The following is a 12254-nucleotide window of genomic DNA, read 5'->3' as shown; positions in this document are numbered from 1 at the left end:
GATTCACTCCATATGATTATCCTGTCGGTTATGGGTTTTAAGCCATTTGAGCAGATCTGAAATACGCGCTGTGGCCAGGGCAATGCACCTGTCCGCACCTCCGTAGTACAGGTTGATGCGGTCACCATCAGCTACCCATCCACAGGGAAAAACCACTTTGTCCACATCTCCCTGCATCTCATAGTCTTCCTCAGGACCAAAGACCCATTGGTCCGCTCTTGCCACAAGTCGGGTCGGATCCTTGAGATCCAGCAGCGCCAGACCCAAGCGGTATATGCAGCCACCGGCTGTTTGGCGAACTCCGTGATAGAGAAGCAGCCACCCCTTGGGAGTTCGCAACGGGGGCGGTGAAAGACCGATCTTGTTGGCGTCCCACCAGCCTCCTTTGCGGGCCGGCACAAGGAGGCGATGATCTCCCCAGTGCTTCAGGTCCGGACTCATGGAAATCCATATATGGTTGCCCACACCGGCAACGCCTGGAACCGGTCTGTGGAGCATGGCCCATCTACCGTTGAACCGCGCGGGGAACAGGGCGGCATCCTTGTTGGCAGGCGGCAGCACCGCGCCCTGACGTTCAAAGGTGCGAAAATCCCGCGTGGTGGCCAAGGCAACCAGAGGGCCTCCCCGGGAATAGGCTGTGTAAAGGACCGCCCAGAGATCCTCCTGTTCGATGCGGGTGATTCTGGGGTCCTCGATGCCCCAGATTTCTTCTGGATGGTTATGCGGATCAGCCTTGAGGGTGGGTTGGGCATCGATCTGCCAGCCAGTGACCCCGTCTTGACTACGCGCCACGGTCAGGTGGGAGAGGCCGGTGCGGTCTTCCACCCGCATGAGCAGCACGGTGGTGTTGCCCCACCGGGTGGCGCCGGCGTTGAACACCGCATGGGCCTGATAAGGCAGGTCCTGGGGCCGGATAATGGGATTGGCTGTGTACCTGGTAAAAAGTTCCCTGCAGGTGGTATGGCACATGATCGTTTTGGGGTTTGTGTTTCAAGGACCAGGGTGATGCCGGACAGCAACCCCGCATGTCCTTTCTGGTTTCAGAAGAAATATGGCCTTGGGCAAGGTCTTAAAATTCCATTTCCAGTACAACGGGTTGCCCGGTTCGGACGGCCTTGCGGGCCAGCTGATACGCCTTGTTGTACTGCTGGGCCACCACTTCCCAGCAGACCTCGTTTTCCAGATAGCGTTTCAGATTTTCTCCCAGTTTGAGGCGCAGGTTTTCATCCGTTGCCAGCTTGATCACCTGGCTGCGGAGCATCTTCTTGGTGGTGAAGAGCAGGCCGCCTTGGCTTTCCAGGGTCTGGGCCGTGAGTCCTTCCATGGGCGCGGTGGTGATGTAGGGTTTGTTCAGAGCGATGATGCGGGCCAGGGTGCCGGATTGGGTTTCGTCTGTTGAGGGCAGGACAATGAAATCGCAGATGGCCATCATCTTGTAATAGTCGTCACCCCGGGGGATGAACTCGTGATAATGGGCCAATCCCTTGCCTGCCAGCATCTGGACATCTGATTTCCATTCTTCGTAATCCCTTTTGTGGTGGGGATCACGCATGGCACCGGCGGCCAGCAGATCCCATTCCTGGCCGGTGCGTGCCTTGATCTCCGCATGGATATCCTCCCACATGGAAAGAAGGATGTCCCAGCGTTTGTTGGACTGAATCCAGCCGATCATGCCCACCACGTGGTCGGACAATCCGATGGTGTCCAGACCGAACTCCCTGCGCAGGGCCGGGATTTCATGGACTCCCCAGCGTTTGTCGGAACGTGCTCCATGGGGGACCACCATGATGTTGCGCGGTGTGGGCCAATTGCGGCCATGAAAGGTCCAGTCAAGCCGCCACTTCTGGTAGTGGCACTTGAACAGCACCACGTGGCTGCGCTGGGTCAGCTTGTAGATGAAATCAGCTTCAAAATCCCTGAGCCGCCCGTGAACCGTATGGGGCTCCACCACAATGGGCAGATGGCCGATGGCCTCCAGGAGGTCGAGAAAACCATCGTTGCCATCCCCCACTCCCCGGGGATCGTGATATTCGTACAGCCCGTATTCGTGTTCAACATGCACCGCATACGGTTTGAGTTGTTCTATTTTTCGGGCAACAGGCCGCCACCAGTCTCGTTTTGTCGTGTCAATGAGGGGGAACACGCCCTCGCCCCGACCGTCCGTGTGGCTGATGACCAGCACTTCTCGATGGGGGTTGGCTTTTTGAATGAACTCCCTGGCTTCCTCGCAAAAAGTGGCAATGCCGCACAAGCGGGGCGGATAGGAACTGACCATTACAATGGGTTTATGAGACATGGTCGGCTACCTCCCTGGGATGCATGGGTTCCTTTTCTTGGGCCTCCACTGCGATCTGGTTGCAGCGCATGCGGTTGAGGTGGAGCATGGACAAAAAGCAGGCCAGGGTGGATTCCGCCCCCTGGTTGCGGTTGGGACCGTCAGCATTGAGCCCGTCGCAGCAGCCTCCGCTCTTGTGGTCGTACAAGGGGGTGTTCAGATCGTTGCGTCCCAGAAACCATTCCATGCAACATTGGGCATGGGTAACCCATTGGGGATCGCAGGTGGTTTCATGGGCTTCCCGACAGGCTTCGATCATGTCCAGGGCCTCAATGGGCTGCTGATCAAACCGCGCCTTGGTGCCGTCTTTGGGATACCAGCCGTGGTTGCCCACCGGGACAAAGTGGCCCTTGGGGTCGGTCTGTATTTTCATGAGCCATGCAAGACTTTGCAATCCTGCTTCCAGCATTTCGTTGTTGTGCATGCATCGACCCGAAAGAATCAGGGCCTGGGCGATTTTGCCGTTGGCATAGGTGAGCTGGTCCTGGATCCAGGGCCATGTCCGGGTGGCGTTTTTTCTGTGAGCGCGAAAAAGGCGATCTGCCAGGATTTCCCGGATGCGTCGGACTTCACTGTCGCCGCTGTACCGGCGCAGATAGGCATGCATGCCAACCAGAGCAAAGGCCCAGGTTCGTGGAAAACGGCATGTTGTCAAAAAGGGCAGCGCCTTTTCAAACACACCCCGGGCCGCATGCCGGATATCGGCCGATTCGGCCAGGGCCACTGCCTCGCCCAGGCCCCAGATCGCCCGGCCGTGGCTGTCTTCGGACCCGACTTCTTCAAGCCAGCGTCGGTCATACCCCATGAAGTTGCGAAAACGGCCGGTTTCTTCATTAAAGGCGTGTTGCAAAAACCCGAGATAGGTACAGGCCAGATCCGCAGCAACATCACTGCCCGGGATCATTTCACAGGCCATGAGCACGGCAATGAGGGCCCGGGCGTTGTCGTCGGTGCAATACCCGTGATCCCGGTTGGGCACGATGTACGTGGCGTGCTGCAACATACCCACGTCGTCGGACAGGCGGATGATGTGGTCCAGCTTGGGTTGGGGCAGCTCGCGTGGTGCCATGTCCACGGTTCTGGCGCGAAAGACCGGCCGGGGGGAGCGGGCCCGCTCTGCTTTTACCTCGTTGCACAATGCCAGATATCTGCGGGCCACTTCTTTCCAGATCATTTTGCGGCAAAAGGTATAGGCCCGTTTGCGCATGGCGTGGCGCTCCACTTCGTGATCCAGAAGATCGTTGACCTGCGTTGCCATGGCGTTTGGATCATGAAAGGGCACCAAGCGGCCGCGACCCTTGGCCAGCATCTCCTTGGCATACCAGTAGGGCGTTGCAATGGTGGCCTTGCCGCTGCCCAGGGCGTAGGCCAGGGTTCCGGAAACAATCTGTTCCTGATTCAGGTAGGGGGTTACATAGATGTCTGCTGCGCCCAGGAATTCACACAGTTCCCCCAGACTGACAAAACGATTGTGGAACAGGAGATGATCGCCAATGCCCAGATCATTGGCCCTGCGCTGCAGGGACAAACGGTAGGACTCGCCCTGTTCCCTTTTGACATGGGGATGGGTTGCACCAAGAACCATGTACACGGTCTCAGGATGGCGGGCCACAATGGCAGGCAGGGCATCGATCATGGTTTCAATGCCCTTGCCGGGGGAAATGAGGCCAAAGGTCAGAATGACCTTGCGACCCTCGACCCCGTACTGGTCCTTGTAGTAGTTGGGATCCACAAAGGGCACATCAGGGATGCCGTGGTGAATGAGGGCGATTTTTGATGGTGGGACCTTGTACACCTGCTGCAGGATTGAACGCGCGTGGCGGCTCATGATCACCAGTCGGTCGGAAAGGCTGGCAATGCGTTTCATAACGGCCAGTTGGCCGGGCGATGGCGACTGAAGCACCGTGTGCAGGGTGGTGATCACCGGCATGCGCAAATTGCCGAGCAGGTCCATGATATACGCACCGTTTTCACCGCCAAAAATGCCGAATTCATGTTGCAGACAAACCACGTCCACCCGGTTCGTATTTAAAAAATCCGCTGCCAATCGGTATTCGGCCAGAACGCGTTGGTTGATTTCAAAGCGGACCTGGGCGGGATAACGGTATCCTGCGGGCATATCGTTCATCACCACGGCCCAGCATTCGCCTTTGGGATTTTCCCGGGCCATGCTTGCCAGCAAATCCGTGGTAAACGTGGCAATGCCGCATTGGCGCGGCAGGTGATTGCCGATGAGGGCGATTTTTTGTGGGTACGAAGGATGGTCTCCCGATTGAAGCATATCGATTCTCCTGGCTGTCACGGGTCCGGCTCGTTGCCTTGATTTCCGTGGCCATTGCAATGGCCGAAATATGGCCCAAGCCCGACCCGGGTTGTGTTTGCCAACAGATACAATATCCCTGCCCTGGCATGCGGAACAAGGGTTGCAGCAGGTGCAGGTCGGCAGGCAACCCCCAGACAGGAATTCTGTTGTGCAAACAGCAAGATCTGCGTGTCCGCGGGCAAGGGCATGCATCCAGGGTGGTCAGGGTGTATCGGGGAGGGATTTCCGGGGATTTGTCCTGGTGGCGTCCTCAGACCGGCAGGCCGAGTATGGGGTGGCCACCAGGGAGCTGGCAACAACGCATCAGCAGGAAGGAGCGCCTTGCGTCGTATTCAAGAAGCGGGGCCGTTTGAAAGGTCCGTTGGATTGCCTCGACAACTAAGCTGTTACCAGCCCATTCCAGAATATTTCGTCCCTTGTGCCCGAAATTCCCGGAACCAACGAAATGTTGACAAATCTTGTGGAAGCGGAGCGGAAAACACCGCCTCGGATAATTGCTTCTATATAACGCATGATCCGTAAGGGGCAAGACCTGGAACGCATTTTTGGGCAACCAGCGTCTTGCTCAGACAGGGCAGATGTGGGGGGCTGACATGCGAAGAGGTGTTTTTGTTTACAACAAAAGGGAAAGGACGTGCCCACCCTGAGAGTATGGTTGTTCGGTGATGGCGGAAAGGCGGTCAATCCTGGCGTTTTGGTCGCCAGCCACTCAACCAGACGACAAAACCCCGCGGGGATCAACCCACGGGGTTTTGTCTGAAGAAAAGCCGCTGATCACAGCGGCTGGAAATTTGGCTCCCCGGGTAAGACTTGAACTTACAACCTAGTGGTTAACAGCCACCCGCTCTGCCGATTGAGCCACCGGGGAAAATGGCGTCCCCAAGGGGATTTGAACCCCTGTACCCAGAATGAAAATCTGGTGTCCTGGACCGGGCTAGACGATGGGGACGTCTGGTGCATCATGGTGGAGGGGGGAGGATTTGAACCTCCGAAGGCGTCCGCCGACAGATTTACAGTCTGTTCCCTTTGACCACTCGGGAACCCCTCCTTGATGCGGAAGAAGCTTGATAAAGAAACTCGCCTTCGGGGTCAAGTCCAAAATCGCATGTTGTCCAGATGGCATCCGTCATTTGGGAGGGAGCTGGGGAGCGTCGCTTGGAGGAAGGGCATCCATGAACTGGAGGGTTTCAATGGTCTCGTCCGAGCCAAAGGCATCCTGCTTGAGGGCCTTGTAGGCCTTGGTGGAGAAATCCTTGAGATCACTGGACCACCGTTTGCCCCGTTTTTCCCAGAAAAGCCGGGTCGAACGGATGGCAAGCATGCCTGTACAGGCCATGATGGCCAAATTGGTGAGTACGGCCTTGCCAAAGGATTTTTTGAGCAATTCCCTGGATTCGGAAAGGGCCAGCTCGGATTCCTGGATTTTGGCAGGCAGGTTGTCCGCATGGGCCGAAGGGGTTGTGTCGTTGTCGGTCATGGGTTTTCCGTAAGGCTATCTTCCTGGTTTACAAAAAAATATTCAGGTTCTGCAGGAACGCCTCGCAGGGGAAACGAGCCGCCCTGCTGCAGGGGTTTTCATGCAGCACAAGCTGGTGTCGCCACGTATGATCATGGAAGAACATGACGGGAACGTCCGGGATTGTCAATGGTCGCTGGCTGAGAGGATTCCTGTGCGCGGACCTAAGGGCAAGACGCCCTGTCAGAGCAGCCATGGCCCTGGCAGGACGTCTTGTGTTCAAAAAAAAGAACAACCCCGGGAGGTCCTCACCCGGGTTGTACCCTTATTTGGTTGTTTGTGCTGCGCCAGCCTGGTTCTTGTCCTGGATGGAAAGCAGGGTCACATCAAAGACCAGGGTTGAATTGGGGCCGATGATGGGACCGGCCTGGCGTTCACCATAAGCGAGATTGGCCGGGATGTAGAGCATCCAGTGCCCTCCGGTTTTCATCTTCTGCAGGGCCTCGGTCCACCCCTTGATCACGCCGTTGACAGGGAAGGTGGCCGGCTGGTTGCGGGAATAGGTGCTGTCGAATTCCGTACCATTGGTCAGTGTGCCCTTGTAGTGCACGGTGACGATATCGTCCACGGCAGGACGGGTGCCGTTGCCTTCTTCAAGGATTTTGTACTGAAGGCCGCTGTCCAAGGTGACTACACCTTCCTTTTTGGCATTGGCTTCAAGAAAGGCCTTGCCCGCAGCGGCGTTTTCCTCGGCCTGTTTCTTGATGGCCTCAACCCGTTTCTGCATCATGTCCTGCTGCCACTGGGCAAGCACTTCCTTGGCCTGTTCCGGGGTGAGCAGGGTGGTGGCGTTGGTAAAAGCGTGGTTGATGCCCAGGGCCACCAGGGCGGGATCAACGTCAAAGCCCTGTTGTTTGATGGTGGTTCCGATGTCCATGCCAATGCTGTAGCTGACCTTGTCCTGTTGCGTGGTCAACGTCTGGGATGCCTTGGAGGTTGCGGCTTTCTCGTTTTCCTGATTGCAGGCAACGGTCAGAGCCAGAAGACATACTAGGGTCAATAGGGTTTTTTTCATGAGGTTTGGCTCCCTGTTGGATGGGGTGTTGAGAATGGTTGGAACGGTTCTCCTTGCCGACACGACAAGGTGACCGTTGGCATATGCTTCGGGATTTGTCCCCAAATCGACCATTGCGTCTCATTATTTGCCGACGTTGGCAACCTTGAAGGGGGAGATGCCGCAAATGGAATTGTCAATCAGGTCAAGGCCGGGTATTGAGGATGTCTTTCACGAATACCAAGAATGGAGAATATCATGATTCGCATCAACAGTCATTATACGAAACTGCAGGCTTCCTATCTTTTTTCCGACATTGCCAAACGGGTGGCCGCATTCCAGAACGCCCATCCGGACAAGGAGATCATCCGCCTGGGTATCGGCGACGTGACCATGCCCCTGCCTGATGCCTGCATCCAGGCCATGCATCAGGCTGTTGACGAGATGGCCGATCCGGAAACTTTCCGCGGATACGGGCCAGAACAGGGGTATGATTTCCTGCGTGAAGCCATTGCCCGGGAGGATTTTCAGGCCCGGGGGGCAGATATCAACGCCCATGAGATTTTTATCAGCGACGGCGCCAAATGCGATACCGGCAATATCCAGGAACTCTTTGCCCGGGATATCACCGTGGCCATTCCTGATCCGGTTTATCCCGTGTATCTGGATACCAATGTCATGGCCGGTCGCACCGGTGCGTTCAAGAACGGCCGGTACGAAGGCATTGTCTACCTGGATTGCACGGCAGAAAACGGGTTTGTGCCGGCTCTTCCTGAAACCCCGGTTGATCTGATCTACCTGTGCTTTCCCAACAATCCTACCGGAACGACCATCACCCGGAATGAACTGCAGGTCTGGGTCGATTATGCCCGGGAGAACAAGGCTCTTATCCTGTACGATGCCGCTTATGTGGCCTTTATCCGGGATGATTCCCTGCCCCAGTCCATTTACGAGATTCCGGGGGCCAGGGACGTGGCCATCGAGTTCAGAAGTTTTTCCAAGACCGCCGGGTTTACCGGGACCAGGTGCGCATACACGGTGGTACCCACCACCTGTCGGGCCTTTGATGACAAGGGTCAGGAGCATGACCTGCATTCGCTGTGGAACCGCAGGCATTGTACCAAGTTCAACGGGGTGTCCTATCCCATCCAGCGGGCTGCCGAGGCCGTGTACAGTGAGGAAGGCAAGAAACAATGCCGCGCCCTTTCGGACTATTACCTGCACAACGCTGCCCTGGTCATTGAAAAAATGACGGCTCTCGGGTTTGCGTGCGTGGGCGGAAAAAATTCCCCGTACATCTGGGTCAGCGGGAACCGGGGATCGTGGGAGCTTTTTGATCTGCTCCTGAACGAGGCCGGGGTTGTCTGCACTCCTGGTGCGGGATTTGGCCGGTGCGGTGAGGGATATATTCGCATCAGTGCGTTTAACAGTTACGAGAACGTGGCCAAGGCCATGCAGCGCATTGAGAAAGCCCTGGGCTGATCACGTGGCAGAGCATGCCAGCACCGGCCCCCATGAGGTGACCCTGGATACCTGGATAGCAACGGCGCCTTTTGAAGATCTGCTGGGGATGAAGATCATCTCGGCATCCAACGGGCATGCTGTTTTGACCATGCCTTTTGTGCGCGTTCTTGCCCAGGGGCTGGGTTTCATGCATGGGGGCGCTCTTGTTTCCCTGGCTGACACGGCCGTGGCCATGGCCGCCAAGAGCCTGCTTCCCCCTGGAACCGTGTTCGCCACCACGTCCATTACCAACCGCTTTCTGCATCCGGTCACCCGCGGGGTTGTTACGGCCAGGGCCGTGATGACCGGACGCCGTGGTCGTGATCTTATGGGAAACGCCGAGGTTACGGATGAAGACGGCCGCGTGGTGATGCGTTTTGGCGCGGTCTTCCGGGTGGCTCGGAAAAGCTGGCCTCACGTGCAGGACGCTGTGTGCCGCGCCCTTGACGAGAGGCCCTAGACAACAACTGCCTTGTTGCAAGGTTGGTTCACGTTTGTGTCGTGCGGTGTTGGCGTATGACCTCGTTGTCCCCGGAGGGGGAGTATGGAATTGTTTTTTTTCTGCGGCGTGGTTTTTTCTGCCGGATTCATTCAGGGGATGTCGGGATTCGGGTCCAACCTGATCCTGCTTCCCCTGTTGACCCTGATCTTTCCCATCAAGACCATTATTCCCCTTGCCGGGCTGTTTGCCTTGTGCATCAACTCCAGTCTCATCATGAAACTGCGTCGGGACATCCGCCTTGGTCCGGTTCTGCTTATGCTTTCATGTTCCCTCCCCGGGATCCCCTGCGGGGTTTTGATCCTCAAAGTGGTTGCGCCCCAATATCTGGAAATAGGTCTGGGGATCGTTCTTGTGCTTTTTACAGGCTATGGACTGCTGTTTTGTTTTCCCCAGCGTGAAACACCCTGGTGGTGGGCCATGCCAGCGGGGTTTATTTCGGGCTGTCTGGGTGGCAGTCTTGGGACCAACGGGCCGCCCATTCTCGTATACACGGCCATCCAGCCCTGGTCCAAAAACGAGGTTAAAAGCGTTTTGGCCTTGTTCTTTCTGCTTTCGGGCATCGGGGTGACCTCGGCCCAGGGGTTCAACGGCCTGCTTACGCCCCAGGTGTTTGCCCTTTTCAGGGTAGGTTTTTTCCCCTTGCTTGCAGGTATCGGGCTGGGCGTATTTGCTGCGGGGAAAATGGGAGAAACCGGGTATCGGAAAAGTGTGCAGTTTCTTGTATTGGTTCTGGGTCTTTCCATGCTTGCTCGAGGCCTTTCCTCCTGAGTTCACGGTAGTATGGCACGTGCTCTGCCCTTGGCTGGTAACAGGTCGGACAAGCGGTTTTGAGTGAAATTTTCAGTTGCCTTGGTGGTTTTACCTGACGTAGGCATGGACACGGTTTTGATATTGAATCTGAATTTTGACAGTCAGGAGTGGAAACAATGCTAAGGATCGGATTTGTGGGCTGGCGGGGGATGGTCGGGTCGGTACTCATGGGCAGGATGCTCGAGGAAAAGGATTTTGCCGGGTTTGAACCCCTGTTTTTCACCACCTCCCAGGCTGGGCAGGCCGGCCCGGACGTGGGTATGGATATTCCTCCCCTGGCTGATGCGTATGACTACGATCTTTTGAAGACCATGGATGTTATTGTTTCCTGTCAGGGCGGGGGCTACACGGAGCAGTGCCATCCCGAACTTCGGAAAATAGGGTGGAAAGGCTACTGGATTGACGCGGCCTCGACCCTGCGCATGGCCGATGACAGCGTGATCGTTCTTGATCCGGTGAACCGCAAGGTTATTGACAAGGCTCTGGACGCCGGGATCAGGGATTTTGTGGGCGGCAATTGTACGGTTTCCCTCATGCTCATGGGGCTGGGCGGGCTTTTTGAGAACGATCTGGTGGAATGGATGACCTCCATGACCTATCAGGCCGCTTCGGGTGCCGGGGCCAGGAACATGCGCGAATTGGTGGATCAGATGCGGGTCATCGGGACTTCGTCCGAGGATATTCTTAATAATCCGGCCGCAGCCATTGCCGAGCTGGATCGCAAGGTCATCTCCACCATGCGCGATCCGTCTTTTCCCACGGATCATTTTGGTGTTCCCCTGGCCGGCAGTGTTATCCCGTGGATCGACCGGCCTCTGGAAAACGGACAGACCCGGGAGGAATGGAAGGGGTTTGTGGAAACCAACAAGATTCTAGGACGCACGGATAATCCCGTGCCCATTGATGGACTCTGCGTGCGCATCGGGGCCATGCGCTGTCACAGTCAGGCCTTTACCATCAAGTTGAAGCGGGATGTTCCGATCAACGATATTGAATCCCTGCTGGCGGCCCACAACGCTTGGGTGCGGGTCATTCCCAATGAAAAAGAACGTTCCATGCAGGAGCTGACTCCGGCCAAGGTGACCGGCACTCTGAATGTGCCTGTGGGAAGAATTCGCAAGCTGAATATGGGGTCGGGGTTCATCTCTGTTTTTTCCGTGGGCGATCAGCTCCTGTGGGGCGCGGCCGAACCCTTGCGCAGGATGCTTCGGATATTGTTGGAACGGTTGGGATAGGTATCCCGGTGTCTCTGTATCAACGCTATCAAAAGGCGGTCAGGTTGTAATCCTGGCCGCCTTTTTGGATGCCCTGTCGTTACGACGTGCCGCTTTTGTTTTCTTTTTTGCTTCCTGTTTCGGAGGGATGAGGAGCAGATGCCGCAAGATTTTGATCTCATTTGTGAAGAATTATCTGGCTGTTGAATAAGAAATACACGGTATGTCGAGAGGTCTGTCGGGTATTGCAGGTAGCCTCGGGGTGCAAAAAGGTTGACGTGGAATGTCCTCATGTATATTGCCTTTTAGTAATATGGAGATATGCACATGAAGCAGCTCGTTACAATCATGAAGGCTCTGGCCGATCCGACCAGGATCAAGATCCTGCAAATGCTTAAGGTGCGGGAACTGTGTGTCTGCGAGATCCATGCGGCTCTTCATCTGGCTCAACCAACCATTTCCAAACATCTCAGGATTCTCGAGGTGGCGGGGCTGGTGGACAAGCGGAAGGAGGCCCAGTTTGTGAACTATTTTCTCGCATTTCTTCCTGCAAAATCCCATGTTGCGACCATTCTTGAAGAGGTCGGCGTCTGGGCCGGGGAGAGTGCCGAGACCAAGGAATTGCTCAAGGGGCTGGAGCACATTGATCGCTATGAAATCAGCAAACAAAGGAGAAAACAATGAAGGCACTTGATGAAGTTGTAGCAGAGATGGATTTTGATTTTCTGGGATCCGGCGAACATACCATAAGTGTGGAAGGGGTGCGCAAGGCCCTTGGAAACGACCATTTTCTGTTTTTGGATATCCGTACGGACAAGGAACAGGGGTATGTCACCTTCCCTTTTGCCAAACATATTCCCCTGCACGAATTGCCGGCTCGCAGGGGTGAACTTCCCAAGGACAAGTTGATCGTCACCTTTTGCACCTCGGTCTTTCGCGGAGCTGTAGCCTACACCTATCTGCGAGCCAATGGGTTTGATGAAGTCAAGGGGCTGGCCGCTTCCATGGAAGATTTGGTCAAAATATTCAAACCGGGTCCCCTGTCCAAAATGTAGGT

The 12254-nt window shown here is 56.0% G+C and carries 11 protein-coding genes and 3 tRNA genes; 6 read left to right on the top strand and 8 right to left on the bottom strand.

Annotated features, from left to right (window positions below; all coding sequences use genetic code 11):
* Positions 1-3 precede the first annotated feature (3 nt).
* From DPF_RS05065 to bamJ, 8 genes are all read right to left on the bottom strand, one after another.
* Complete coding sequence (locus DPF_RS05065; protein ID WP_069857793.1) at positions 4-969, bottom strand: glycoside hydrolase family 130 protein; 966 nt, start codon at positions 967-969, stop codon at positions 4-6.
* Positions 970-1069: 100 nt separating this feature from the next.
* Positions 1070-2296, bottom strand: coding sequence for a glycosyltransferase (locus DPF_RS05060; protein ID WP_083254482.1), 1227 nt, complete (start codon positions 2294-2296; stop codon positions 1070-1072).
* Positions 2286-4616 (bottom strand): glycosyltransferase family 4 protein, encoded by a 2331-nt coding sequence (locus DPF_RS05055; protein ID WP_069857791.1) that lies wholly within the window; start codon positions 4614-4616, stop codon positions 2286-2288. The genes DPF_RS05060 and DPF_RS05055 overlap by 11 nt, the downstream gene beginning before the upstream one ends.
* Positions 4617-5450: 834 nt before the next feature.
* Positions 5451-5526 (bottom strand) — tRNA-Asn (locus DPF_RS05045).
* 3 nt (positions 5527-5529) lie between these two features.
* Positions 5530-5607: transfer RNA gene (locus tag DPF_RS05040), tRNA-Glu, on the bottom strand.
* Positions 5608-5620: 13 nt separating this feature from the next.
* Positions 5621-5706 (bottom strand) — tRNA-Tyr (locus DPF_RS05035).
* A gap of 78 nt (positions 5707-5784) precedes the next feature.
* Complete coding sequence (locus DPF_RS05030; RefSeq protein ID WP_069857789.1) at positions 5785-6135, bottom strand: hypothetical protein; 351 nt, start codon at positions 6133-6135, stop codon at positions 5785-5787.
* A 304-nt stretch (positions 6136-6439) separates the two neighbouring features.
* A complete protein-coding gene (gene bamJ, locus DPF_RS05025) occupies positions 6440-7189 on the bottom strand; it encodes a BamJ family beta-barrel-assembly machinery protein (RefSeq protein WP_069858729.1) in 750 nt (249 codons plus the stop codon).
* A gap of 237 nt (positions 7190-7426) precedes the next feature.
* Here bamJ and DPF_RS05020 point away from each other — a divergent pair, with 237 nt between their 5' ends.
* From DPF_RS05020 to DPF_RS04995, 6 genes are all read left to right on the top strand, one after another.
* Positions 7427-8650: an LL-diaminopimelate aminotransferase gene (locus DPF_RS05020; RefSeq protein WP_069857788.1), complete on the top strand. Its 1224-nt coding sequence runs from the start codon at positions 7427-7429 to the stop codon at positions 8648-8650.
* Positions 8651-8654: 4 nt separating this feature from the next.
* Positions 8655-9131, top strand: a complete 477-nt coding sequence (locus tag DPF_RS05015; RefSeq protein WP_069858727.1) for a PaaI family thioesterase — start codon at positions 8655-8657, stop codon at positions 9129-9131.
* Between the two features lie 84 nt (positions 9132-9215).
* Entirely contained in the window at positions 9216-9941 is a 726-nt protein-coding gene (locus DPF_RS05010; RefSeq protein WP_069857787.1) for a sulfite exporter TauE/SafE family protein, read from the top strand.
* Between the two features lie 158 nt (positions 9942-10099).
* Positions 10100-11218 (top strand): aspartate-semialdehyde dehydrogenase, encoded by a 1119-nt coding sequence (asd, locus tag DPF_RS05005; RefSeq protein ID WP_069857786.1) that lies wholly within the window; start codon positions 10100-10102, stop codon positions 11216-11218.
* A 306-nt stretch (positions 11219-11524) separates the two neighbouring features.
* Positions 11525-11881: an ArsR/SmtB family transcription factor gene (locus tag DPF_RS05000; RefSeq protein WP_069857785.1), complete on the top strand. Its 357-nt coding sequence runs from the start codon at positions 11525-11527 to the stop codon at positions 11879-11881.
* Positions 11878-12252 carry a rhodanese-like domain-containing protein gene (locus DPF_RS04995; protein WP_069857784.1) on the top strand — a complete coding sequence of 125 codons (375 nt, stop codon included), beginning with the start codon at positions 11878-11880 and terminating at the stop codon, positions 12250-12252. The genes DPF_RS05000 and DPF_RS04995 overlap by 4 nt, the downstream gene beginning before the upstream one ends.
* Positions 12253-12254: the final 2 nt, after the last annotated feature.

Source organism: Desulfoplanes formicivorans, from assembly GCF_001748225.1.
In the GTDB taxonomy this organism is placed as follows: Bacteria; Desulfobacterota; Desulfovibrionia; order Desulfovibrionales; family Desulfomicrobiaceae; genus Desulfoplanes; species Desulfoplanes formicivorans.
The sequence above is the reverse complement of the archived record's forward strand: the minus strand, read 5'-3'. Positions and strand labels throughout refer to the sequence as shown.